Annotated in this window: 15 protein-coding genes; 3 read left to right on the top strand and 12 right to left on the bottom strand. The window is 45.2% G+C overall.

Features of this window, described 5'->3' with window-relative positions; genetic code table 11:
- Nucleotides 1-219 precede the first annotated feature (219 nt).
- The 3 genes from HXT41_RS03595 to HXT41_RS03605 form a co-directional block, all read right to left on the bottom strand.
- The gene (locus tag HXT41_RS03595; protein ID WP_421788551.1) at nt 220-9,786 is read right to left on the bottom strand and encodes a fatty acid synthase subunit beta domain-containing protein; all 9,567 of its coding nucleotides are present in this window, start codon (nt 9,784-9,786) and stop codon (nt 220-222) included.
- A 127-nt stretch (nt 9,787-9,913) separates the two neighbouring features.
- The gene (locus HXT41_RS03600) at nt 9,914-11,560 is read right to left on the bottom strand and encodes an acyl-CoA carboxylase subunit beta (protein ID WP_102703251.1); all 1,647 of its coding nucleotides are present in this window, start codon (nt 11,558-11,560) and stop codon (nt 9,914-9,916) included.
- Entirely contained in the window at nt 11,557-13,479 is a 1,923-nt protein-coding gene (locus tag HXT41_RS03605) for a biotin carboxylase N-terminal domain-containing protein (protein WP_116994973.1), read from the bottom strand. The genes HXT41_RS03600 and HXT41_RS03605 overlap by 4 nt, the downstream gene beginning before the upstream one ends.
- 205 nt (nt 13,480-13,684) lie before the next feature.
- Here HXT41_RS03605 and HXT41_RS03610 point away from each other — a divergent pair, with 205 nt between their 5' ends.
- The gene (locus HXT41_RS03610; RefSeq protein ID WP_410309316.1) at nt 13,685-14,335 is read left to right on the top strand and encodes a biotin transporter BioY; all 651 of its coding nucleotides are present in this window, start codon (nt 13,685-13,687) and stop codon (nt 14,333-14,335) included.
- A 224-nt stretch (nt 14,336-14,559) separates the two neighbouring features.
- On the opposite strand, the gene HXT41_RS03615 is transcribed toward HXT41_RS03610, so the two are convergent.
- Nucleotides 14,560-15,462 carry a biotin--[acetyl-CoA-carboxylase] ligase gene (locus HXT41_RS03615; protein ID WP_116431538.1) on the bottom strand — a complete coding sequence of 301 codons (903 nt, stop codon included), beginning with the start codon at nt 15,460-15,462 and terminating at the stop codon, nt 14,560-14,562.
- Between the two features lie 102 nt (nt 15,463-15,564).
- Here HXT41_RS03615 and HXT41_RS03620 point away from each other — a divergent pair, with 102 nt between their 5' ends.
- Together HXT41_RS03620 and HXT41_RS03625 are read left to right on the top strand one after the other, a co-directional pair.
- Nucleotides 15,565-17,595 (top strand): DUF6020 family protein, encoded by a 2,031-nt coding sequence (locus tag HXT41_RS03620; RefSeq protein WP_116994975.1) that lies wholly within the window; start codon nt 15,565-15,567, stop codon nt 17,593-17,595.
- A 15-nt stretch (nt 17,596-17,610) separates the two neighbouring features.
- Nucleotides 17,611-18,972, top strand: coding sequence for a PucR family transcriptional regulator (locus tag HXT41_RS03625; protein ID WP_004109186.1), 1,362 nt, complete (start codon nt 17,611-17,613; stop codon nt 18,970-18,972).
- 192 nt (nt 18,973-19,164) lie between these two features.
- Here the strand turns inward: HXT41_RS03625 and HXT41_RS03630 are convergent, their stop codons facing one another.
- The 8 genes from HXT41_RS03630 to HXT41_RS03665 form a co-directional block, all read right to left on the bottom strand.
- Nucleotides 19,165-19,626 (bottom strand): Panacea domain-containing protein, encoded by a 462-nt coding sequence (locus HXT41_RS03630; RefSeq protein ID WP_421777268.1) that lies wholly within the window; start codon nt 19,624-19,626, stop codon nt 19,165-19,167.
- Nucleotides 19,627-19,742: 116 nt separating this feature from the next.
- Nucleotides 19,743-20,633: an Abi family protein gene (locus HXT41_RS03635; protein WP_421788553.1), complete on the bottom strand. Its 891-nt coding sequence runs from the start codon at nt 20,631-20,633 to the stop codon at nt 19,743-19,745.
- Between the two features lie 625 nt (nt 20,634-21,258).
- The gene (locus HXT41_RS03640) at nt 21,259-21,834 is read right to left on the bottom strand and encodes a peptidase (RefSeq protein ID WP_421788555.1); all 576 of its coding nucleotides are present in this window, start codon (nt 21,832-21,834) and stop codon (nt 21,259-21,261) included.
- Between the two features lie 601 nt (nt 21,835-22,435).
- Complete coding sequence (rplA, locus tag HXT41_RS03645; RefSeq protein WP_004106273.1) at nt 22,436-23,131, bottom strand: 50S ribosomal protein L1; 696 nt, start codon at nt 23,129-23,131, stop codon at nt 22,436-22,438.
- Between the two features lie 14 nt (nt 23,132-23,145).
- Complete coding sequence (gene rplK, locus HXT41_RS03650; protein WP_004118588.1) at nt 23,146-23,577, bottom strand: 50S ribosomal protein L11; 432 nt, start codon at nt 23,575-23,577, stop codon at nt 23,146-23,148.
- A 415-nt stretch (nt 23,578-23,992) separates the two neighbouring features.
- A complete protein-coding gene (locus HXT41_RS03655) occupies nt 23,993-24,121 on the bottom strand; it encodes a hypothetical protein (RefSeq protein WP_004109178.1) in 129 nt (42 codons plus the stop codon).
- Nucleotides 24,122-24,303: 182 nt separating this feature from the next.
- Nucleotides 24,304-24,765, bottom strand: coding sequence for a Panacea domain-containing protein (locus HXT41_RS03660; RefSeq protein ID WP_421788557.1), 462 nt, complete (start codon nt 24,763-24,765; stop codon nt 24,304-24,306).
- Between the two features lie 94 nt (nt 24,766-24,859).
- Nucleotides 24,860-25,879: an ORF6N domain-containing protein gene (locus HXT41_RS03665; RefSeq protein ID WP_012914476.1), complete on the bottom strand. Its 1,020-nt coding sequence runs from the start codon at nt 25,877-25,879 to the stop codon at nt 24,860-24,862.
- Nucleotides 25,880-26,004 lie beyond the last annotated feature (125 nt).

A 26,004-nucleotide genomic window follows, 5' to 3' on the forward strand; every position in this document is an offset into this window, starting at 1 on the left:
ACTAAATATGGCATACTGAACTACAGAGCTACTTACGTGATTGTTAACGCAACTCCAATCGCCTTACATTTTTCCTGCAAATGTGGTCAAATAAAGCCAGAGCGAAAACAAATGCCGGGAATATTCACAGCAAATGTTTCCGCTCTGGTTTCGCACTTATTTCAATGCGTCAATACATCCGCAATTAAGCATCGATACATTAGCAGCTAAAGCAGCGACTCAGCAGTAGTATCCGTTCGCATTAAGGCGAGCTTCAGGATTAAGTAACATCGCCTTTTCTGCTTCGTGACCATCGTAGCGAGTGCCATCCGGAAGGCGCGTGCCATCCTTCAGCAAGTGACGATTCTCAACAGGCTCGAACAGTACAGATCGACCCATCATGCCTTCCTCAAATCGCCTCTGACCCGCAGCCAAACGCGCATTCGCCTTGGTACGCCAATTCTTAAGCACATTAACACCTGCGCTAGCAGCTACAGCAGCCTCAAAAGCACCAGGATGAACCAATGCCACAAATCCGCTAACATGACCGAAGCCGAGCGAAGTTGCGAGAGCAGCCTTCACTGCACAAGAACCTGCACCATCGCCAATGCGCATCGACTCACGCAACCAAACCATGTGGTCGTCGCGCGCAAGCTTAGGATCCACGCAGTCAAGTGATGCGTTTCCAGGGATTACGCCACTTCTAAACAGTTGAGTCAAACCGTTGATTTGGAAGATGCACGCGCCGCCCTTTGCATGTCCAGTCAGCGTCTTTTGGCTGATTACGAACAGCGGATTTCCGTCCGTGCGTCCGATTGCGTGCGCAAGAGTATTGTGCAGCTCAGATTCGTTCGGATCGTTTGCATTCGTAGACGTATCATGCTTAGAAACCACAGCAATATCGTCCGGAGTAACGCCGAGAGCTGCCAAATCACGCACGAGCTTAGACTTAGCTCCACCCATGCCCGCAGCCAAAGCACCCAAGCCCGGAGCAGGAATAGAAGTGTGAATGCCATCAGCGTAGGAGTGAATGAAACCAACCACACCAGCAACAGGCAAGCCAAGCTTCAAAGCAATATCGCCGCGCGTAACCAAAATCGTACCGCCGCCTTGTGCTTCAAGGAAGCCTCCACGTCTGCGATCGTTTGCGCGAGAGAAGAATCGTGGATTGATGCCCTTCGCATACATTTCTTCGCTATTGGCAGTTGCGTTCATATTGCCGAAGCCAACTACGGATTCCACGCCGATATCGTCAATTGCGCCAGTTACTACGAAATCAGCTTTGCCGAGAGCAATCTTGTCGACGCCTTCTTCGAGCGAAACCGCCGCAGTTGCGCATGCCGACACCGGCTGAACCATATTTCCGTAGCCGCCGATATAGGTTTGCATTACGTGAGCTGCAACAACGTTTGGAAGCGCCTCTTGCAATACGTCCGTAGGAATTTCGTGGTTAAGGAAGCGATCCAAATACAGTTTTCGCATTGAACTCATGCCGCCGAAACCGGTTCCTTGCGTGGAAGCAACCATTGACGGATGCACAGATTGCAAAATCTCCGAAGGCGTGAAACCAGCAGAAATATAAGCGTCTACAGTTGTGACAATATTCCACAGCGCAATCGTGTCAACACTTCCAACCATTGAAGCTGGAATACCCCACTTCAGCGGATCGAAGCCCTTAGGGAATTGTCCACCGACGGTTCTGGTCATTGCAGCCCTACGCGGCACGCGAATCATAGAACCTGCCTTGCGCGTAACAGTCCATTCGCCAGATTCTGCATCGCGAGCAATCTCAGTATGCGATTCGTCAAGTGCCACGTATTCGCGCGCAATTGTTTCTGTTGGAACGCTGAAACTCACGTCGTGATCGAGGAAGATTTCTGCTTCTTCTTCGTTTGCTCCATCCTTGTAATCGCCGCCCATACCGGTTTCGAATGGTCGAATACCGGAACGTGCTACTACTTCATCGCGATATTTCTCTGCAATATCTTCTTCTGGAACAAGCGTGCCGTCCGCATCATACCAGCCTGGCTTTGGCGAATCCTGCCAAGTAAGCAAGCCCATATTCCAAGCCAATTCCAGTACTGCTCCTGCAGAAAGCTCCACGGAACCGTCTTCGCGAATTCCAAGTTCTGCTTCGAAACGAGTACGTCCGGAACCCCATGGTCCAAGCTCGCCAACGGAGACGATCACAATTTCGTCTTCTGGACGCGCTGTTACGTTCTTCCAATCAGCCAAGTTGACTCGCGGCTGAGTTGGCACGTAAGGAGTTGGAAGTGCTTTGTTGGTTGATTTAGCAGAAGATTCTGCAGCTTCTTCTACAGCTTCCACCGCTTCTTCCGCAACTTCAGCACGCTTCTGATCTTCCAGCGCTTCTGCACGAAGCGCGTTCAAATCAAGAGGCTCCTTGCCTAATCCGCCCGTAAAATCAACATCCAAAGGCGCAATTGCTGCCTGCTCTCGCGCTTCCTTCGTGCACAAATCGAGCAAACGATCTGCCATTTCTTGCGTAGAGTAGGTAGTTAATCCGTGACGCTCAACTACAGCCACAAGCGGATCATTTCCGCCCATTAAGCCGGTTCCACGCACCCATCCAATCTTAGGATGCGCGAAAGTCACGCGATCCGACCACACGCTTTCCGCATGCGCACGGTTCACAATCGCGTCGAAAGCACTCTTGACTTCGCCGTAAGCACCGTCGCCGCCGAACATACCGCGGTTTGGAGAGCCAGGTAACACAACGTGCATACGATGTTGTACATCTGTATCTGCTCCAATCTGCGCAAATCCAGCGATTGCACGCTCCACTCCCCACAGCATTAAGCGCGATTGCGATTCAAAAAGCGAACCAGAATCAGACAAAGTACCGTGAACTGGAGGAGCTGCAAACGGGAAGAACATGCTCGGCTCATAAGCAGGCTTCAAAATAGTAGTAGTTGCGCCACTTACTTTCTTTGAAACCGTGCCAACCCACTTTACAAGCGCATCGACATCGCGATAACTAGACAAGTTTGCTGGCACAAGCCACAACTTTGCGCCCATTTGAGCGTTTTCGCGATACGCTTTCTTCGCCCAAGACTTAACGCTCGGCTTGAAACTGTGCGAAGTTGCAATAACCGTAGCTCCACCCTTAAGCAAACCCGTTACTACGCGAGCAGCAATCGAGTTAGGAGCAACGCCTGTAACTACTGCAACTTCTCCTGCAAAACGAGTTGCTTGAGCAGTATCGGCGTTGTTTTGTGCAAGTTTAGTGCGAGAATCGCGAGCAATACCATTAAATATTGTTGCAAGATTGTTTAATTCGCGAGATTTAGAAAGACTTGCAAACCACTCAGCTTCCGAAGCTACTGCTTCCCCGGCACCGAGGAAACTACCAAAATCATTTAAGATTTCAGAAACTTCATTTACCTGAATATCAACATTCTTTCCGGCATACTTGTAGTACAAGCGAGCAACGTCTTCGCGAGCCGAAGCCCAGCGGTCGTCGAAAAGAATCGCTTTTCGCTCATCAAATCGAGGAGCCACTTGCTTTGGCCAATCCGCACCTAATTCTGCTTCAACAGCAGCTACAACAGCAGCATTTTCGTCACTTTCAGTTTCTGCTTTAGGAGCTTCAACACCAAGCTTTGCTAGCACAAACTTAGCAGTTGCAGCAAGTACGCCGTCTGCGCCAACAACTTGCTGCGCAAAAGCGTCAAGAGCTGCAGAATCAACAACAGCACCACCGGCTGCGCCAGCAGCACCAGGCTGAGAAACGCTAACGCCGTGAGCTTGTGCAACTTGCTGAATTGCTGCGTCGATTAAAGCGTCAGCTGCAGCAGTATTCTTTGCAGGATCAGTTGAAAGTTGCGCAAGATTTTCACCGCGCACGCTAGCACCTTCACGCGTTTGCAAAACCAAAGCCGCAAGCACGTGCGCACGCCAGCCTTCGCCAAGCTGCCAGACTTCCGAAATACGCTTGTCAATTTGCGCTGGTTTCACACCGGCTGCACCGAAAAGTGCACGCAAACGTTCGCGCACAATATCGGAAAGCACTGCACCAAAAGCCTTGTAGCGTGGAGCAACCGAATCAACTAACTTTTTAAGCGCACTCATTGGAGCTTCTGCAGCACCGTCCACGCTAGCCACGCCAAGCTCGGAACTAATATCCATAAGAAGCTGATTTCTGCGCGAAGATACGCCGTTTGTAAGCGTATCAGTTGTGTCAGTGTCGCCGATTTGGTCAAGACGGATTTTTGCACTATACGCAATCAGCATTGAGATTGCGTCGGATGCTTTGAACGGCAAGTCTGCTACAGGTCCGCTTGCTGCTGCGTTAGCAACTTGAGCAGAAGGAGCAGCCGCAGGAGCAGCAGAGACAACATTTGCGGCAGGAGCTGCAGGAGCAGCAGCTGCATCAGCAGTGCTACTTACTTCTTGACTATCTTCCTCAGTAAACACTTCAGGCACAAGCGAATCCGTGTCAGTCATATAAACGCGACCTTCGTCACGACCAACGTTGTAAACAGTCACTTTTTCGCCACTAAACTCCGGCAAAGCAAGAGTTTTAGCGCCAAGATTTGCCAAAGTTGGCGCGTTTCCTAAACCAACTTCAACGTACTCTTCAACGCCAAGACCGCCGCGAGCGCGATCGGCAAACATAAGAGCCTGCGTTTCAATCCAACGAACTGGAGAAGCGAACTGCCATGAAAGAAGCTCCGTAAGAAGCAATCTACCGAGCTTCTGCTCATCCTCTGCATAAGATTTCCACGTAGTTTCATCTTCCAAAGCTGCTTCAATGCGCTCAGATGGCACAACATCCAAAATCTTTTGTGCAAATTCTCGCGTAAGCTCAAACGGGCAAGCCACGAGGTTTGGAATGTAACGGTCTACAAGCACAGAGTAATCAATATGCTTCGGCAGCAGCGAATCGAGCTTGTCGCGGAATTCCGGCACACCCTTTCGAAGAATTCGAGAGTGGAACGGCACGTCAATTCCTGGAACAAACATGAATGGAGGCTTACCACCATACTCCTTAGCGCGCTTAGAAGCGTCTGCAGCCAATGCCTTCAAGCCTTTAATAGTTCCAGCAATTGCGTACTGCTGACCTGCCAAGTTGTAGTTTACAATTTGCAAGAATTCGCCAGTAGCCTTGGAAATGCCATTAACGTAAGCGTTCACACCTTCGTCTGACACTCCAAACTGGTTTGGTCGAAGCGCACCCATGCGGTAGTTCGAGCGACCTTGCGCATCGCGTTCAATCAAGTGATGCATTGTAGATCCGCGGTGGAACACCAATTCAAGCACAGTTTCGAGTGGAATAATTTGCGCGAAGGAGCTCAAAGCATTGTATTCTCCAAGCGAGTGTCCTGCAAAGTAAGCAGGCCAAATATCGCATCCTGCTTCACGCAAACGCGCGGTTTGCGCAAAGGCAACTGTTGCGAGCGCAACTTGCGTAAATTGTGTTAAATTAAGCAATCCTTCAGGATGATGATAAGTTACGCCGTGAGCAGTAAGCTCCTTTGGATTATCGCGCACGACTGCGAGGATTGAGAATCCAAGCTTTTCGCGAGTAAGCTTGTCTGCTCGCTCCCAAGTATCGCGCACAGCAGGCGACTTTGCGCGCTCATCCAGCGACATTCCTTGTTTTTGGATACCCTGACCTGGGTATACGAATGCTGCACGTGGAGCGCGAGTAAGCGCGCTTGCTTTAGACACGATTTGCCCATCAACTCTGCACGTAACTTCCAAAGCAAGTCCGCCGCGACGAACTTTTCCAACGCGCTCAACTGTGATTTCTACTTCGTCATCAAGTTGAACCATGCCGTACATGTTGTATGACCAGCCAATGAGCTCGTAGCGAGCACCTTTTTCATCAACTGCTTGAGCCACATGTTGAGCTGTTGCAGAAAGCCACATACCGTGTACCAAAGGAGCAGAAAGACCGGAAATTGCAGCACCTCGCTTAGAAGTGTGAATTGGGTTGAAATCTCCAGAAGTACGCGCAAAAGCGGTCATATCGTGAGGAGCGCGAACGACTACTCTGCGCAAAGCTCTGCGAGGCGTGTCTTCAATTTCGTATCCGTGCAATCCTGCAGCTTCGCCATATTGCGCAGCTGGAGCAGGAAGCGCATTGCTGAAGCTTCGTCCACGAATAGCAAAACGCTCAGTTTCGTGAGCAAGTCGCGTGCCGTCAGCTGCAGTATGCACTACGTGAATAGTTACCACGCGTCCAGAAGCGGATTCTGCATACGGCTCAGCCCAGCCTAGTAAATTAATTCGCTTGTCGACATACTTTTTAAAGGCTTCAGCATCGACGTCAAGCTCTACTAAATGATCTAGGTGAACAGCGTTAAGCAGACCCTCAATAATCGGGTAGCCATCAACCATTACGGAACCCAAAGCTGAGTAAATAGTTGGCCAAGCAGGACCTACTAACGCGTCTGGCACAATGCGAGAAGCAAGCAATCCATCTGGAAGTCTTCCAGCAGTAGCAGACTCGTGGTCAATTCCAAGATTTCTTGAGAAAGTATAGGAAGAATGAACCAATCCAAACGGGAAATCTCTATAACCTTCTGCAAGCAAATCTTCCGGCAATTTTGCCAAACTGCCATCTTCTTTTACTGTTTCAACCTTAGGCATAGCATCAAGCACATCGCCAGTAATCGCTGTATTTCCAATACCTGCGGTTGCTGCAAGCATTTCGTACACGTGCTTTGGCAAGCGCTCGCGGTCAACTACTGGTATGCTTCCAGCTTGACTTGCATCAACAGTTAGCGGAATTACAATATCTCGTACCGCGTGCTTGCGTTTTAGCGAGTTTGCAGCGTTTTTTGTAGAGTGTTTTGCTTCCTGATTTTCTTGATTATCCCAGAATGTATCTAGCTTAATATCTAAATCAAGCGAAATTACGTCATTATTACTAGAAGTTACTGTAATTACGTAATTTTCGTCTCCTAAAGATGTTCCGTAAGCAGGGTTTGCAGTTACATGACCAACCCAAGAAATATTCGGGCATGCGCGCACGTAAGCTTCAACGTTTTTAGCATCAGCAATCTGACTAAAAGCAGATTTTGAAGACTTGCTCGCCGCATTTTCCTTATTTTCTGCTTCTACTCCAGTTTCCGAGCCAGATTCTGCACGATTGAGCATAGCTGCTTCAAAACGTCCCAGAATATCGGCAATCGGCTCATCCATAGTCGTAATTCCAGCCACGGAAATCGGTCCTGGAATTACACGCACAGCGTCTGCCGAGTAACGCGAATCTTCCGACTGCCAAAGCTGATCTTGACCCCACCAACGCAACAAATCGTTGTCAATAACTGGCACGAATGGCATTGGCTTAGGGTATTCGCGCACCAAAGTTGGGAACCAAGCGGCATCCATTGGCACAACGTTCATCTCGCGAGCTTGAGGCAACGCGTCAATCAGCGTATATAAAGCAGCTTGAGGGTGCTTAGAAACTTCTTCGATAGAAGGCAGAATAGAAGTAAATTCGCCTGAATCTTGATTAATTAAACGCGCTTCAATACGCTGCAACAAATGCATGTAGCGATCTACGTAAGTCGGATCCACCCAAGGGTATGCCAAATCTAGGAAACGTTGAGCAAATTGTGCGTAAGTCATGCTTTCTACGTCACCAAAATATGGTTTTGCAGTAGAGTTAAGTGCTTCGATTACTTCATCGCGACGCGCTTCAAGCTCTTCAGGATGTTTCATCATACGAACGAGCAATCGACCGCAGCGAGCAGAAGCGTTTTCTAACTCGTAAATATCTGCGTGCAAATGGCTTAAACCACTCGTCACACCGCCAATCACTTTGCCAGAAGGCACCCAACGCTCACCCAAAGGTGCGAACGAATCCTCATCAAAACCTTCAATGCTAGAAGATTTCGGCATCGCAATACCCGGAGTTTCCACAAGCATACGCTTTACTTCAGGACTTGTATGTGCTTCCTTAGCTGTCATTGCAGCTGTGCCAATCATTACAGCATCAACTGGCATATTTGGCAAACCGTATTCATTCGCCCATTCGCCAGAAATGTAGTCTGCAGCACGCTCAGGAGTGCCAATACCACCGCCTGCAACAAGCACCAAATTTTCGCACTCGCGCACTTGCGCGTAAGTTGTCATAAGCAAATCGTCAAGAGATTCCCACGAATGGTGACCACCTGCAGCACCGCCCTCAACCTGTACAATAATCGTGGCTGGAGCAACAGCCTTAGCAATTCGCACAACTTGACGAATTTGGTCAACTGTTCCAGGCTTAAACGTTACGTAAGGGAATCCATCAGCTTGTAAAGATGCTACTAATTCCTTGGCTTCGTCAAGTTCTGGAATGCCAGCAGAAATAACTACACCATCAATAGGAGCTCCCGACTGCCTCTTTTTTGGCACGATTCGCTTCGAACCAAATTGCAAATTCCACAGATAGCGATCCATAAACATGGCGTTAAATTCGATAGTTGCGCCTTCGCGAAGCTGATTTTCAAGCGACTTCATATGACGATCGAAAACTTCTGCAGTTACTTGACCGCCGCCAGCAAGCTCAGCCCAGTAGCCTGCATTTGCTGCTGCAGCAACGATTTCCGGCTCTACTGTCGTTGGTGTCATTCCTGCAAGAAGCACAGGAGCTTTGCCTGTAAGCTTGCTAAATTTGGTAAGCACTTTGCGTCCTGCAGGCGTGTTGATTACTCGAGGCGCAAAATCAGCCCAGCAGCCTGTACGCTCTGGTTCAGAAGCTGAGTCAGCTGTTGAAAGCTCAGCGCGAGAGCGCAATGTAGCAGCCTCTACGATTCCAGCGCCGGTTCCTTGCACAAGCACTCCAGTAAGCTTTCCGAGCACCTCGCTAGGACCCATGTCTAAAATCCAAAGCGAGCGCGCGTCGTTCTGCTCCAAAACTTCGCCAATTTGCGCAGCCCAATCAACAGGAGTTACAAGCACAGCATCAGCCAATTCGCGCGCAACTGTAGTGTTCAAACCAGCCTCACTAGCCCACTCTACTACCTGCTCAACTGCAGATTGAAGCATTGGCGAATGGAATGGCACTGTAACATCCAAATATTCAGCAACTGGCGCAAATACAGCTCCACCGCGAACTTTCATTTCGCGCAATTTTTTCGAACGCTTTGTTTCTTTTTGCGCTTCGTTTGCAACAGCTTCCATATCTTCCGGGTATCCTGCAATAACCACGTGATTGTAAGCGTTTTTAACAGCAATTGACACTTCACCGCGCGTGCGCTCTACGCGTGAAATTAACGCTTCTGCCTGCTTTTTAGTAACTCCTTTAAGTGACAGCATTGGCGTGTGCTCGCCGTCACCAGTAATTTCAAGCATTCGAGATTCACGATCTCCTGCAGCTCCAATTAAGTAGGCAATTGCAAGTAATTCTTCGATTTGCGCGCGAGCTTTTTGCCAAGACTTTGCTTTTATGCGAGCTTTTACCATTTCTGCTGCGATTACGCCTTGAGAATGACCCAAAACTGCGCACGGCTTGTTTACTTCAAAGTTGTATCCAAGATTTGTTAAGTCGCGCACTGCACCGAATTGTGCAAGCGTAATTCCAGGCACACTAAGAAGCGCGTTTGCAGCGTTAATATGCTTATTTTCTAGCGCGTCAAACACGTTTATGTCGCCGCCTGCATTTGCTAAAAGCTCAGAATAAATTGGCGATAGCAAAGCTTTTGCGCCTGCTTCGTACTCATGAAGTTCTGCGTTTAATTCTTCGTCTGAACCAAGCTCACGCAAAGCTTCAACCCACGGAGTCGACTGACCTGCAAACACGAGTGCGTGCGGATTATTAGCGAGTTGGTCGAAAAAGTATGTTGTCATGATGTTTCCTTCTCGTTGATTTGGATAAGTTTTATAAATTCTGTAAGTTTTGTAAGGTTTATAAGTTTTGTAAGTTCTATAGTTTTTAGTTATAAGTTTGATAACCCCTATAATTTTTATAAATCACTTACATTGGCTGATTTCCGTGATGCTTTCCAGTTCTGGAAACCCGCTTTTTACTGCGCAAAAGCTTCAATGAGCCGGCAATCATATCGCGAGTCTGCTCCGGGTCAATCATTGCGTCAATCTGACCAGTTTCCAACGAAAGATTTGCGTTCACAGTAGTCGCCTCATACTCGTCAACCAGCTGCTTTCTAAGAGCTGCAACGTCTTGCCCACGCTCTTTAGCTTTTTGCAAATCCTTGCGGTGAATAATATTTACGGCACCTTGCGCACCCAAAACTGCAATCTGGCTGGTTGGCCACGCGTAATTTACGTCCGCACCCATCGACTTGGAACCCATAACGATATAAGCTCCACCGAAAGCTTTGCGCAAAATAACTGTAACCAGCGGAACTTGCGCATTCGCGTACGCATAAATCACTTTCGCACCTCGGCGAATAATTCCTGCGTGCTCTTGATCTGAACCAGGCTTATAACCAGGAGTATCTACTAGAGTCACCACAGGCAAATTAAACGCGTCGCACAATCGCACAAATCGCGCGACTTTTTCGGAAGAATTTACATCCAAAATACCAGCGTTCACCTTCGGCTGATTTGCCACGATTCCAACAGGATGACCCTCAATGCAAGCAAAACCAACCACTGCAGAAGCAGCATACAATTCCTGCACTTGCACGAACTCACCGTAGTCAACTATTCTGCGAATCACGTCAAGCACATCGTAAGGCTGACGGTCGTTATCCGGCACAATATTCACCAACTCGCGCGCAGTTTCGCGATCCGCGCGCGTTGCAGCGTAGGCAAAAGTTGGAGGCTCTACCTCACAGCTAGATGGCAAATAAGCCAAAACTGTGCGCGCGTAGTCGATTGCGTCAGCTTCATCCTCTCCCAAATAGTGAGCGACACCGGAAGTTGCGTTATGCACAAGACCGCCGCCCAAATCGTCCATGCTAATAGCCTCGCCGGTTGCAGCTTTAACAACATCCGGACCAGTTACGAACATATTTGAGTGCTCGCGAGTCATAATAATCAAATCTGTCAATGCAGGGCAATAAACTGCACCACCAGCGCAAGGACCTAGAATAATTGAGATTTGCGGAATCAAGCCGCTCGCTTCGCAAGTTTTTTTGAAGATACGCCCGTATTGCATAAGCGCGCTCACGCCTTCTTGAATGCGAGCGCCGCCGGAATCAATTACGGCAACAACTGGCACGCGAAGTTCAACAGCCATATCTAAAAGATGGCAGATTTTCTCGCCCTCAGCTTTGCCTAAAGTTCCACCGCGCACAGAAAAGTCTTGTGCGTAAACTGCAACTTTTCTGCCATAAACTTCGCCAAAGCCGGTGATTACAGCGCATCCGGCAACGTCGTTATTTATGTCACCGCCGTTAAAACGTCCGATTTCCACGAATGAGCCGGTGTCAAAAAGCAAGTCAAGACGCTCGCGAGCAGTGCTTTTACCTTTTGCGTGCTGACGCTCTAAAGCTTTTTGTTCTGCGTCACGAGCAAGTTGTGCTGCGTGCTGAACTGCAGCTTTCCCGCGACGAGGCTGCAAGTTTGTATCGTCAGCAGAGCTATTAACAGAAGAGTTATTAACTGTTTTCGCTGAAGTTTCAGAGATTTCAGACTTTTCTTTTGCTAAAGTACTCATTTCTGCTCTCCTTCCGGCTTTTCAGAAGACTTTTCAGAAGATTCAGAAGATTCAGAAGACTTATCTGCGCTCTTATCCGCGCTTTTATCTCCAGCAAGATCAATCGTCACAAGCTTTGCACCCGATTCCACGCCGTCACCAGGACCCACAAAAATTCCAGTAACAGTACCAGCTGCAGGAGCGTAAACGTAATTTTCCATTTTCATAGACTCAAGCACCACAAGCAAATCACCCTTGGCAACCTGCTGACCTTCAGCCACATTCACGCGCGTAATAACAGCTTGCATAGGCGCTGCGATTACGCCAGGAATCTGCTTTTGTTCTTCAGATTTGTGAGTACTTCCGCGAAGCGAACGTCCACGCAAAGGCTGCGAAGCTCTAGAAACGCTACGAACTCGCGCAGAGCCGGTCAAATTGTCAACAATATCTTGCGGAATCGTAAGCTTTACGCGCTTATTATCAACCTCAATAATGAAGGATTCCATTGCAGGCTGCTTATTTTCGGATTCATCCGCAGACTTTCCAGAAACAAGCGAAGCCGGCTGACCACCCAAAGAAGCTGCAGGAACGCGGTTCAAATACTTGCGTTCCATCCACTTAGTAGACACGTCAAAACTGTGATTTTCTGCCGTAAACTCAGGGTCGTTAAAAATCTGCTCAAAAAGTTTCGCAGGAGTTGGCACGCCCTCAATACAAAGTTCCTTCAAAGCGCGACGCACACGAGCGACAGCAGTTTCACGACTTTGCGCAGTAATAATAAGTTTGCCCATCATCGAATCGAATTTTGGCGAAATATTATCGCCAACTTCAACACCAAAATCGACGCGAATACCAGGACCGGAAGGCCACTTTATTTTCGTCAAAGTGCCGGAACTTGGAGTCAAATTCGTAGCAGGATCTTCCGAAGTAATGCGAAGCTCGAAGCTGTGTCCGCGAGGCTCTGGATCCTTAATCAACTCGCCGCCGTCAGCAATATTGAGCTGTTCTCGCACTAAATCAAGTCCACTAACTTCCTCACTAACCGTGTGCTCAACTTGCAATCGCGGATTAACTTCCAAGAAGTAGACTTTATGCTGAGAAGTCACCATATATTCGCACGTGCCAAGACCAACGTAATCAACAGCTTCAAATAGGTTACGAGAATATCGGTAAAGCTGATCCTTTTCATCGTCAGTCAAGAACGGTGCAGGAGCTTCCTCAACCAACTTTTGGTTTCGGCGCTGCACCGAGCAATCGCGCGTGGAATATACGGTGAAATTTCCGTGAGCGTCGCGGCCGCACTGCGTTTCTACGTGGCGAGCTTTGTCAATAAAACGCTCAATAAAATATTCATCTAAGTCGCCGCCTTGAAGAGCGTCGTGATTCATATAAAAGCCTCGCAACTCGTCATCGTTACGAACGACTGTAATGCCGCGTCCGCCGCCGCCATCCGTGCGCTTCATCATCACTGGATAGCCGTGAGTTTGCGCAAAAGTTAAAAGTTCTCGAATATCTTTCACAGGCTCCGAAATTCCTGGAACTGGCGGCACTTTCGCGCGAACTGCCACGCGACGAGCCGTAATCTTATCTCCCAAATCAATAAGCGCTTCCGGACGAGGACCAATCCAAATAACTCCAGCATCGTTAACTTTTTTCGCAAAAGACGCAACTTCCGAAAGGAAACCGTAACCCGGATGCACAGCATCCGTGCCGCTTCTTTTAATAATGTCAAGAATCGCATCTTCGTTTAAATAAGTATCGCGATATGTGTCTCCGGAAAGTGCGTACGCTTCGTCTGCCATTTCTACAAACTGCGCGTTGCGATCAGTCGGTGCGTAAATAGCAACGGTAGAAATGCCCATTTCGTGAGCCGTGCGAATAACTCGCAAGGCAATTTCACCGCGGTTTGCGATGAGGATTTTTTTGATATTCGTAACCATACGTTACAAGATATTAGAAAAGTTGCGTTTACGGATGAGTCGACATACACAAAAGCTAGAGCAAAATTTTGTACACTTCTCCAATGCACATGATTTTTATAACACGTAATGTGATTAGCGAAACGGAAAACAACCGGCAAAACCGTTTAATTGACAACCTATTAGCTGCAAACGGCAAACCGGAAATAACCAAAAGAAGGTTTTCATGACCAACATAGATCAAAATAATGCAGCAACAGCATCAGCAAATTCAAACGTTGCAAATAAGTTGAAAGTAGCTGCAGCATGGCTTGCAAAGCCAGCGCTTCTCACTGTGCTTTTGGCTCTTTCTACCATGGCAGGCGCAATTTATCTTCCTATTACTCCTGTGCCTATTACGTTGCAAACTCTTGTTTTGTGCATTATTGGTTTAACGTTGAGCTGGCGCGAAGGCGTAGCTTCTGTAGTTATGTACCTTGCTGTTGGCGCAGCAGGTTTGCCTGTGTTTGCTGGCTTTAAGGGCGGCTGGGCTGTTTTTGTTGGCCCTACTGCAGGATTCTTAGCCGGTTTCATATTTGGTGTTGCTGCAACTGCAGCTTTGAAGCGCGTATTTGACGTAGCTCTTGACGCAATGATGCAAGAAAACTCCTTCAAGAAGACTTTCGCACGCTTCTGCACTTACTCTGTAGCTTCTATAATCGGCACGATCGTGATTTACGCATTCGGTATTTTCGGTCAAAGCTACCTAACTGGCATGCCACTTTCAACTGCCGCCGCAACCTTGATTATCTTCATGATTGGCGATTTGATTAAGGCTTTTGTTGCGAGCGCGGCTTGCTCCGGCTTGTACAACGCACTTAACAAAAAGCGTGCATAACAGAAACGTTATATTGCAGAAAAACGGCATTTCCTTTACACGACTGTAAAGGAAATGCCGTTTTGTATAAGATTGCCGCGCACTTGCTCTTTGACTGAGATAACTAGCAAACAGCTGACGCTTGCGCTTTAAGCGCTCGCTGTTGAGCTTGCACGGAAAGTCCACTGGACTTTCCGTCTGAGCAAGCTCGGCGCTCCGAGTTGCTTTCGCGCGCTGTGCTGCGCTCAAGCATGTCGTCGCGCTTCATACGCAACTGCGTGCACATCGCCACTTTTTACCACAATTTCCTCGCCAGATGCCTCACGAATTGTAAGCGACGCATCTTCTCCAAGCCGCACAGCAGTTCCTGTCACCACGCTTCCGTCAATTGGATGCACGTTAACTTCGCGTCCAAGAGTCCAACACACACCATTTACCTCTTTAAGCAAATCGGCAGCGTTACTTGGATAATCACGCATAAAATCGCACAATCTCGTCCTCAATCCAGTAACTATTTTTGCAGCAATCGTATCACGCAATTCTTTAGATTCCGGCAAATCAGTCATATGCATTTGCAACGAAGTTGCCATCTTAATTGGCAGCACTTCTTGCGGCACGCACAAATTCAATCCGATTCCAAAAATTACTCCAACAACATTGTCTTTGCTTGGATCGGCTACAATTTCTGTTAAGATTCCGCCTTCTTTACAATCGTGCAAAAACACGTCGTTAGGCCATTTAAGTTTTATCGCGCAAGCATCACCGTGTATCGGCGAACTTCCGCACTCTTTAAACGTTTCTAGAAGTGCGTCACGAGCTGCAAGCCCTGCAATAATAGGCAGCCAGCCATTGTGACTTGCGTCCATAACAATTGACTTCGGCAGCAACGTTACGAATGAAACTAAAAAGCTTTCTCCCGGCCGACTTACCCACGCACGCCCTAATCGTCCTCTTCCTGCTGTTTGCTCGTATGCCACAATCGCAACTATTGTTGGCTTTCCGTCATCTCGCGCGATTATTTCGCCTTTTTGTATCATTTCTCGCGCAATATTTTGCGTAGAATCTGTAATTGCGAAATATTTTACCAAATCTGCTACTTCTGATGTCTGCGGCATCAATGCCACACTTTGCGAAGAAAAAATAGTCATATGTATAATTTACATCAGATTATATTTTTGCGCGCGTCATTGCATGTTTTGCGCGCAATAGCAAACAAAGTAGCTGAGCATCAATTAAGCAGGTGTTAACACATGGAGCGCATACGTCGCAAAACGCAGTACAAGAAGCCGCGCAAATTGCGTGCTGTTGTAGCACGTTTTTTAGATTACACTCTTGCTGCTTTGTTATGCTTTGTACTTGCTTTTTGCACTAGCTTGGGACCAATTTTCCGCAGTCAAGATATTAAAGTTCATTTAGGATCAATCGCTGATTTTTCGTTGGTTAATGCTTTTATTTTCGTTGCTGCCTTCATAATATACGCATTAATACTGACTGCGCTTATTTACTATGGTAAAAATAAAAAGTTTTTGCCTAAATATCAACGTTTTACGAAATTAATAAAGTCAATTGCGTTAAGAAAAAATAGTGAAAATAAAAAACATTCAAAATTACAAATTTTTACTACTAAACACACTATTTTCCGCAATATTTCGCATTTTCTTTTAAAATCTGCAAAACTATTTTTTAATTGCGCTAAATGGTTCATTAACCACTCCACTCGCAACAGAAGAAACCTACTTCTTACTTTTTTCGTGGGCTGGATTTGGGTTCCAGTTACGTTACTTGCCGCATACGGTGCAGATATATGCTCGCAAATTCGCGAGTACAGTTGGACTTGGAATAAAATTACAGGCTTAGATCAGCCTTATATCGGCTTCTTTAGCTTTGTCCCAATGGATATTTACCCAACTGCGCACTACTTGTGGCCAACTTATCCAACTTATTTAACAAATCAGCACAACATTGTTCTAACTGTTATTTATGGCGCAACAACAGCAGTCTCCAGATACTTTACCGACTCAAACGACGCTGGAATTGTAGTTCTTGCCTTTGCACAATTTGTATTTGCAGCATGGTGCGTTTCTGCAACAGCACACCGCTTCTTAAACAAACCTTGGCTTGATGCAGAATCTAGCTCAACAAATTGCAGCACAACAACTTTTGCAAGATTCGTTATTCTGCTTATGTTTTTACTTAATCCGCTTGTGTTGTGCTCAACTATTGCGCTTACAAAATCTCCGCTTTTTGCATTCGCTTTTGTTTGGTGGTTTGGTATAAATTACGAGTTAACTAATTGCTATCATGCGAAGGACACTAAAAATACACCTAGCACAAAGCCAAATGCGCAAAAGCCTAGACTTCACACTGTTTTGGAATTAATTGTTTCAGTGTGCGTAATGCTTATTGCTGCAAAATACGCTTGGTATATTCTGGTTGTTCAATTCGTGCTTTTGATTATTTTTGAGCGCAAACGCTGGCGTTTGTGGGTTTGCGGAATTTTGCTTCCAATCGTTGTGATTCACGGCTCGTTAATTATGCTTATTTCGAGCGGTGCTATTATTAGCGGCGATCCTATTGAGAGTCGCGGCATTCAGTTACAACAAATTGCACGTATAGCTAAGCTCGATCCGCATAGCATACCGCGTAGCGCAAAGCGCATTATTGCACCAATTTTTAATCTGGATCAAACTGCAGAAGCATACAAACCTTATGACGCAGATCCTGTGAAATCTTCCGGATTGCAGTCTAAAAAAGTGAGTTATCGTTGGCGATACGTTACTAAAGATAATATTCGTAAATTAGATTTCGCTTGGTGGCAAATGATTACGCATAGTCCACTCGTTGCAACTGACGCTTTTCTTGCGAAGACTTACGGATACTTTGATATTTTTGACCGCCCGTATGTTGGGCCAGAATATTACATAGACACTGACAGCATACACAAATCTGATTGGATTAAATATTGGAATCCTAAGTGGCGAACTAAATTTGCAGAAGACATTAGCACGTTTAGTGATATTCCTGTTTTAAGTTGGCCAATTCACGGAAATACTTTCGTTATTTTTACACTACTTATTGGAGTTGCAGAAATTATTCTTCGCCGTTGGCGCACATTGTTATGGCACATTCCACTTGCCTTGCTAGTTGGAGTTATGATTCTTGCTCCAGCTAATAATTTTGAGCGACACATGCTACCGTTAGCTTTTGTTTTCTGCTTTGTAGCACTTACTTTTTGGCGAGATACTTTTACTCAATCGCGCTATAATAGTAGAGAAGGTTAGGATTAAAGGCATAAGATGGACGAGAAGAATACACCTCAGTTTGCGCAAGATAGCAGCGCTGCTTCTTCTGTTATGTCCGAAGAAAATTATGAAGATAAACTTGCAGGAAACAGCTTACTTAGTAACGATTTTCTTTCGATACTAGCAAGCGTACAGGCAGCAGAAAAGCACGCGGAGGATTCTAATATTGCCAATTCTCTTGAAAATCAACAGTTAAACAAAACGCAAGTAAACGCTGTATCAAATGATCAAGAAAGCTCTTCTACAGCAAAGCAATCTAAAGCAGAGCAAGAAAACGAAGAAAAGCACAAACACCACTTGTGGCATCGTCTTTCATCAAATCAAAGTCGTTCGAGTCATTCAAGTCAATCTTCTGAAAATACTAAAGGTAATAATTCACCGAGTTTTACTCCATTGCCCAGCGCGCAAAAATCAACTAGCTCGGAACCGCTTAGAATTTTCGACAATCGTGATGGCCAAGTTTTTGACGCGGCGATGCGCTTGCAATTACACTCGATTATTGCCACGTGTTTAATGAATGGTATTGCAGACGCTCGTATTGACGCTTTCATGCATTTACTTCAATGGTCAGATTCGCCAAAAGTTATTGTTATTGCAGGAACTTTCGGCACTGCAATTAAGCCAGATGACGGACCAAATCGCAAGCCAGCACCAGATATTCCACCTGATAACACTGACACTTTGCGTCGAAATATTTGGCCACAGCTTGGTAGTTGCAATGCGTATGATGCAATAGTTGAGCGCACACAAAGTAGTGCTTTGCAGCGCATTACGGGAGCTTGGCAAAAAACGCAAGCACTGATATCAGCATCTACGAAAAATTCTTCTACTTTTGCAGCGCCTTCTCATATTATTCTGCTTGCTGTGCGCGAAAATCCTAGCGATCAGGCTTTAGAGAAGCTGTGCAAAGTTTTTGAGAATTCTCATAAGACGATTTGTGTTAGCAGCATGGTTGAAGGCGTTGAGCAGATTTCTTCCGCTCTTACTGCTACTCTTGCCGCGATTGCTGTTGCTCCAGCAGTAAAGCATTTGCCGCAAATCATTCACACAGATGATTTGCTTCCAGAACGAGCGCTTATTGGCGATGCCACAGCTTTTGATACTCTTTACAACAAGGTGTATCAAAGTTTGGCTCCTTACAATCATGACGATCCGACTCTGGAAACTATTGACATGTTCTTACGCTTTGGTGGAGCTCTTGACCAAACAGCACACGAACTTAATGTGCATCCAAATACTGTTCGTTACCGTTTACGTAAAGTTGCGCAAACTACAGGATGGGATGCTACGGATCCGCGCGCCGCTTATGTGCTGCAAACAGCTATAACAATTGGCAGAATTCGTGATTCGCACTAAGACGAAGTGCACGACAATAAAGACGCGCGGCCTAAACTACTCGCGCGCGTGATGTTTAGACCGGATTTTCTTGCGTAGGCGACCTAAACTACTCACGCACGTGCTGTTTTGGTCGCTTAGACAACGCATAAGTAGAAGTGTATTACATATCGAAAATGCAGCTCTTACTGCACATCTCCTACTACGCAGCGCTTACCGCAAAAAATTATGAGTTGAATAGTAATCTTTCAAAGAATCTTTAGTAATTTTTTGAACGCATATTGCCGAACTATTAGTAGCATCATAAGCATTCTTCCATGGATCCTCACGATGTGTCATAGCACTCAAATCACTACCAGAACACTCAGCAAACTTTTTGCACACTTTTTCCACAAGAAGCTTTTGGCCATCTGTTAAAGAATCATCATTCAACTTATCAGTGCTAGGAAGCACAAGCTCCCCTTTACGAATCAAAAACTTACCGCGATGCAATGCGAATAATTCTGGGCAAACAGGACCATTTCTCCATGCCTGAAAATCCTCGTTAAATAATGGATATCCAGTAGTAGCCAAAGAATACGCTTGCGAATAGTAAGCTAACTTCTGACGCTTCATAGTAGTAATAGTTCCAGCAATATCAAGGATGTACGATGCCACATTAAAGATTGTTGTCATACGCACCTCCAGCAAAAATACCACTAACTAATTCAGATGTAATCAGAAAAAAATCGGGCGACGCATAAATGCATCGCCCGCAAAACTTTCGTTTTCAAATCGTATTTAATAAATTACTATGATGGCTGTACATTATGTACAATCTCTTTACAAAAAATATACATCTGCTGCAATGACGTAGACGACTTGTACAAATCCTTATTCCTAACCATCCTACCGTCAAACAATTCCTTGATTTCCTGTAAACAATGACTCTTTAAATCCTCACTCTTTATAACATCATCCACCGCAATAAGCAGCGAAATAAAATCTTGCACGCATTTATTTTTCAACCTGTCTTGAATAGTTCTCTTTTTCACACCTGCCAACAACTTAACAACTCGAGAAACTAAATAATTATTGTAAAACCCAGCTTTATTTGTTAAATCATGAATAACACAATTGCTATGAGCTGCAGCATTCCGTATATTTCTTATATTGTCCAGCAATGTACAATTAAATCCATCATATTCATACTTTGCACAGTAATACTTATAAAAATTAACGAATTCTCCAAATGGAATCACTTCTAGAAAAACATATATAGGATAATTAGGGTGATTATACTTACCCAATAGGGTTTTCACATACGCAGTAGATCGTCTATTATCAAGCTCTGTTATAATACGAGGATATTTTGCAATATATTCACTTACTATATTGAATTCATCAATATTTTTTTCTTGTATATCTTTTAATATATTGACTTTTAAAGAATGTTCCACGCTAAGACTTGCACTAATAATCCAACGTCGTAAATACATATCAATAGTAGATAAATCTTTTAGAGCCATAAAATCAAGACCCACATATTTACCATTATGCTTATGAAAATTTGCCTTATAGGCAGTAACTTTAACATAATAATTATGCTCATTCAAAAATGAAACAGCATCCTCAACTGTACATTCTTGAAAAGCAACACCCTTACTTTTTAGTTTATCTATAAGTTGCTCTGTCTTTAACATAAAACACCCCCATCCACAACCAAAATAGCCCAACACAAATTTAACAAAACTATTTATTTTTTATTTAATGATTCAAGTATAAAAAAGAACATGAGAAGCAGGAAGAGTAAATATGCTTGTTGGAGGATGGTTAATTATATAAGTAGATAGATGTGTAGATTAGTGAGCAGATGAGTAAGCAAGTGAACCGCTAGACAAGTTGGTCACTAAAAGCGCAGGCGACATAAACTACTCACAGCTGAGTCGTTTTGGTCGCATCGCAACAACAACATCTAGCAATAGTACAGTCAGCAAGCAGACACATACGAAGAAAGGACTTGGAGACTGATGCCCCTAGTAGCACCAAACCCAAGCCCTTTAACAAAACCGACTCGTTTCCCTAACAAACAAGCCAGCCAAACACTCAACAGTCACGCCCCCGAAAACCAGCGCACAACACTACCGTGAAGAAAGAGATTTGGCAAAACAGTAGAATCATGCAAAAGCCCGAAAGCAAACCCGCCACAAAACACTAAACAGCATTCGCAGCACGTTGAGTGAAAGATTTAACAAGTGAGCGCACCATACTCACGTACGGCACGCTCACAAATCATTAAACAATCAACACACTTAATGTGCTAAAAGCTTAGTGACGGATCTTGCGAAGAGCAGCACCCATGCCAGCAAGAACAGAAGCAGCAACAGCAGCCAAAGCTACAGCAGCACCGGTCTTAGCCAATGGAGCAGACTTCTTATCAGACTTCTTGTCAGACTTCTTGTCAGACTTCTTGTCAGACTTCTTGTCGTTAGCCTTGTCATCAACCTTCTGACCATGACGCTTGAGGTAGTCAGCGACAGCTTTGCACTCGAGAGAATCTTCACCGTAAAGCTTCACACACTTCTTGTAATCCGTGTCCATATTGCCAAATGGAGTATGCTCATACTTATCTTTCTCGTCAGCCGCAACCTTAGCAGCCTTCTCAGCATTCAAACGATCAGCAAGAGCACCAGGGTCCTCAGTCTCATATTGCCAATTATCATCCTTCTCATCCTGAGCAGCAGGCTTATTCTCTGCAGGCTTATTCTCTGCAGGCTTATTCTCTGCAGGAGGGTTCTGTGCACCAGCACCTGGTTCTTCTGCCATTGCTGGGGCGGCGAAAGCCAAGCCGGAAACGAGGGTGGCGCCAGCAGCGAGTGCGGCGATAGCCTTCTTATTCAACATAATATTTTCCTTTCTTCTTCTCCTTCACGCCAAACGCGCGAAGAAAAAATTAACATTCACAACTTAAGTTTTGTGAATAACTACCAGCGCAGAATATCCAGCCGGAAGCTGTTATTAACATACCCCCCCCCCGTTCGAAAAAGTCAAGAGCAGACGCACAACTCATTAACAGAAAACATTTATATTTTTACGGAAATATTTCAGTCAAACTATTTTTAAAAGTAAAAAATACAGTATTACGCATTATTTTTCGTAAAAATGTCAATTTCAAGGTTTTTAAAGATTTTTCTCAGAAAACTCTCAGAAAACTCCTGAATACTCCCCCAACCAGCCGCAAAACCGTTGCAATATAGCCACTCTTGCGCGACACGCCGCGCACGACCACGCGCCCTCAACCTCTCCAGTCACCTATTCATTACCAACACAGTTTGCGTACTGCACCAGCAACGCTAATCGCAATTACTCGTTACTAACGCAGAAACGCAGTAACAAAAAACGCTGAAAACATGACTCAAAAGAGCACATTTTCAGCGTTTATAAGTTTTAAACTTAATTTACTACGTACCAGCCATGCTTTCGCATAAGCTACGCAAGCAATAAATCAGGCAGCAATGCTGGCGATATCAACTGGAACACCAGGAGCCATCGTAGAAGTCACAGTTACCTTAGTAATGTAACGACCCTTGATGGTGCTTGGCTTCAAGCGGCGGATTTCGTCTGCGACAGCCTTGAAGTTCTCTTCAAGAGCCTTAGCATCGAAGGAGAGCTTGCCGAAGAGGAAGGACAGGTTGCCCTGGCGATCCACGCGGAACTCAATCTTACCGCCCTTAATGTCAGCAACAGCCTTGGCTACATCCATAGTCACGGTGCCAGTCTTTGGGTTTGGCATCAAGCTACGAGGACCGAGAACACGACCCAAGCGGCCAACCTTACCCATCATGTCTGGGGTTGCAACAACTGCATCGAAGTCAAGGAAGCCACCGGCAACCTTTTCGATCAATTCGTCATCACCAACGATGTCGGCGCCAGCTTCCTGAGCCTCAGTAGCCTTTGGGCCACGAGCAAACACCAAAACCTTAGCGGTTTTACCGGTGCCGTTTGGCAAGTTCACAACGCCACGAACCAACTGATCAGCCTTGCGAGGATCCACATTAAGGCGCATAACAGCCTCAACGGACTCGTCGAAAGCGTGCTTTGGCATGCTCTGCAACAAAGCAATTGCTTCAGCTGGGGTGTACAGGTTATTGCGGTCGATCTTCTCAGCCGCTTCACGATACTTCTTAGAACGCTTAGCCATTTCTACACTCCCTTTCAGTCGGTAACGGTAATACCCATCGAGCGAGCGGTGCCCGCGATGATCTTCATACCGGCCTCGACGTCACGTGCGGAGAGGTCAGGCATCTTAATTTCGGCGATTTCGCGCACCTGAGCCTTGGTCACAGAACCAACCTTGTGAGTCAATGGATTCTCGGTGCCCTTCTGAATGCCAGCAGCCTTAAGCAACAAAGCAGCGGCTGGTGGGGTCTTCAAAATGAAGGTGAAGGAACGATCTTCATAAACGGTGATCTCTACTGGGACAATCTGCCCCATCTTGTCCTTCGTCTGGTCGTTATAGGCCTTGCAGAAGTCCATGATGTTCACGCCGTGGGAGCCTAATGCTGGACCCAGTGGTGGGGCTGGATTTGCCTTACCAGCCTGAATCTCGAGCTTAATAAGCGCGGAGACTTTCTTTTTCGGAGCCATAATATGGTTCTTCTTTCTTGTACAAGCGGTTCAAACGGTTGTTGCAAACGCTGATATAGTCGCTTCTTACAGAAGTAAAGCACTTACGAAACGTTGCTATAAAGCTGTTTTGCAGCTTCCTCCCGCATCTTGTATTGCTGTGCTGTGCTAGCGGATTCCTCCTCCAGTCACAAGCCTTCCTATTATGCCACATCTTCGCGACACGCTGCATTACGAAATCTGCAACTATTTTTACGCAGCTACTTTTGCGCAACTATCTTTGCGCAGCTATCTCAGTAGACAATTCGTTAAGTATAGCGTTTCTAGTCCACGCACTCACAGTCATTTTTCTGCGCTTTGCATCGGCTTCGATTAAATGCCAAACGGTATCACTTAACCTAACAGTACGCGGTTTCAACGGCTGAGTTTCATCTTCCTAAGCTCTTCCAGCAAACTCTGTAATAGTGGCACCAGGAAAATTATCTTCTGCCTCCTCAGCCCACTTATCAACAATATCGTCAGTAATAACGAACCCATTTTCCGCAGTATACGTATTCTTACTCATCTCGCATCCCTTATCTCTTGTAAAAATCCCTTTGTAAGACGATTCGCATGAATTATAAGTATTGCGTTGTTTTCAAGCTACCATATCATGCTTTACTTCTATGCTCTTAATACAAACTCCACAAATCTCGAGCAACGCTATAACTAACTCAGAGCAAATAAGAGAACAAGAGAATATCACATTTACTTAAGCAAATTATGAGTTGAATAGTAATCTTTCAAAGAATCTTTAGTAATTTTTTGAACGCATATTGCCGAACTATTAGTAGCATCATAAGCATTCTTCCATGGATCCTCACGATGTGTCATAGCACTCAAATCACTACCAGAACACTCAGCAAACTTTTTGCACACTTTTTCCACAAGAAGCTTTTGGCCATCTGTTAAAGAATCATCATTCAACTTATCAGTGCTAGGAAGCACAAACTCCCCTTTACGAATCAAAAACTTACCGCGATGCAATGCGAATAATTCTGGGCAAACAGGACCATTTCTCCATGCCTGAAAATCCTCGTTAAATAATGGATATCCAGTAGTAGCCAAAGAATACGCTTGCGAATAGTAAGCTAACTTCTGACGCTTCATAGTAGTAATAGTTCCAGCAATATCAAGGATGTACGATGCCACGTTAAAGATTGTTGTCATACGCACCTCCCTTTGCGCAACTACATTTGCGCAACAGCAAAAGTTGGAAGTCTACTTCCAAGTTGAGCGCAAAACACTAGAACATTATAAAATGTTAAAACTCTAACTCAGGATTCTTTAACAACTCATCAAACATCGCATGATACAAGCGCAAATTCAAAGACTCTATTCGCGTAATAGTCGAAATTTTGCCGCCAGCATCTTTCGACGAAGCGCCACAAACGTAAACAGCCTCATCATCCGTTCCATAATCTATAACCACATACCTATCGTGATACTTTCTGCCAGCAGTCTTAAACTTCAAATCAACACCAGGACAATCGCTTACAAAATCACCCAACATGCTTTCCGTAAGCATATTCTTGCTCCTAGCGTTATCACTAAAAACTACGATTTCAACCCCTTCACCAGCAAACCGTAATAGTTCCAATGTTTTAAGACCAATATAATTATCAACAACGTAAATGCTTTTCTTAGCTGATTTATATATTTTGCAATACGCAAGATCCGCTTCTATTTTATTGCCGTCCATAAGAAGAAAATGTTTATACGAATCTGGATTAATAAAATTATCCATTACCTTATTAAAATCTTCCTTCGTTGCCATTTGAGATTTTATTTCCGCTATATCATTAGTATTCTGATTCGTTTGAATCGCAAGCTTAGCTAATTCCTTCGCGCCAATAAAATCCTTATTTTCAACAATATAATCCTTCATTTGCTTAAAGGTTCTAATAAGCGCTTTCGACTGAATTATGGCAAGTTCGCCTCTTAACACAGTCATGAGCATATAAATACCTTGCTCCGTAAAAGCATATGGAAGCTTTCTGCGACCACCCCAACTTGATGTAGAATTTTTCGACATCAAGTTTTTGAACTCATCAGCAGTTAGCTGAAACATAAAGTCATCATCAAACTTTTCTATGTTATTTTTTACCTGCTCGTTGAATCTTGCCGTAGTATACCCATATATTTCAGCAAGCTCAAAATCAAGCATGACTTTTTGATTACGAATGTTGTAGATTTTCTCTTTTATTGTTTCAGCGTCTATTATCATTCCAACAGACGCGTTTTTAGAGTCAGCGATAATTAGATTTTTATTCCCCTCTACCATAAGATCACTCCTAAAAAATGTGCGTAAAACCTAGCGCTGTACAACAAAAACTACATTTCTAACACAAAACCCATGAATCGCAAGCAATCAGGGTTATTCCCAAAAATCAATCACAAGCCATAAAA

The organism is Gardnerella sp. DNF01189 (assembly GCF_049244195.1).
GTDB lineage: Bacteria > Actinomycetota > Actinomycetes > Actinomycetales > Bifidobacteriaceae > Bifidobacterium > Bifidobacterium swidsinskii.

Bases quoted from the DNA above. Each gene is read 5' to 3' on its own strand.
- HXT41_RS03595 (WP_421788551.1), bottom strand. From the start codon at position 9,786: ATGACAACATACTTTTTCGACCAACTCGCTAATAATCCGCACGCACTC.
- HXT41_RS03600 (WP_102703251.1), bottom strand. From the start codon at position 11,560: ATGAGTACTTTAGCAAAAGAAAAGTCTGAAATCTCTGAAACTTCAGCG.
- HXT41_RS03605 (WP_116994973.1), bottom strand. From the start codon at position 13,479: ATGGTTACGAATATCAAAAAAATCCTCATCGCAAACCGCGGTGAAATT.
- HXT41_RS03610 (WP_410309316.1), top strand. From the start codon at position 13,685: ATGACCAACATAGATCAAAATAATGCAGCAACAGCATCAGCAAATTCA.
- HXT41_RS03615 (WP_116431538.1), bottom strand. From the start codon at position 15,462: ATGACTATTTTTTCTTCGCAAAGTGTGGCATTGATGCCGCAGACATCA.
- HXT41_RS03620 (WP_116994975.1), top strand. From the start codon at position 15,565: ATGGAGCGCATACGTCGCAAAACGCAGTACAAGAAGCCGCGCAAATTG.
- HXT41_RS03625 (WP_004109186.1), top strand. From the start codon at position 17,611: ATGGACGAGAAGAATACACCTCAGTTTGCGCAAGATAGCAGCGCTGCT.
- HXT41_RS03630 (WP_421777268.1), bottom strand. From the start codon at position 19,626: ATGACAACAATCTTTAATGTGGCATCGTACATCCTTGATATTGCTGGA.
- HXT41_RS03635 (WP_421788553.1), bottom strand. From the start codon at position 20,633: ATGTTAAAGACAGAGCAACTTATAGATAAACTAAAAAGTAAGGGTGTT.
- HXT41_RS03640 (WP_421788555.1), bottom strand. From the start codon at position 21,834: ATGTTGAATAAGAAGGCTATCGCCGCACTCGCTGCTGGCGCCACCCTC.
- rplA (WP_004106273.1), bottom strand. From the start codon at position 23,131: ATGGCTAAGCGTTCTAAGAAGTATCGTGAAGCGGCTGAGAAGATCGAC.
- rplK (WP_004118588.1), bottom strand. From the start codon at position 23,577: ATGGCTCCGAAAAAGAAAGTCTCCGCGCTTATTAAGCTCGAGATTCAG.
- HXT41_RS03655 (WP_004109178.1), bottom strand. From the start codon at position 24,121: ATGAGTAAGAATACGTATACTGCGGAAAATGGGTTCGTTATTACTGAC.
- HXT41_RS03660 (WP_421788557.1), bottom strand. From the start codon at position 24,765: ATGACAACAATCTTTAACGTGGCATCGTACATCCTTGATATTGCTGGA.
- HXT41_RS03665 (WP_012914476.1), bottom strand. From the start codon at position 25,879: ATGGTAGAGGGGAATAAAAATCTAATTATCGCTGACTCTAAAAACGCG.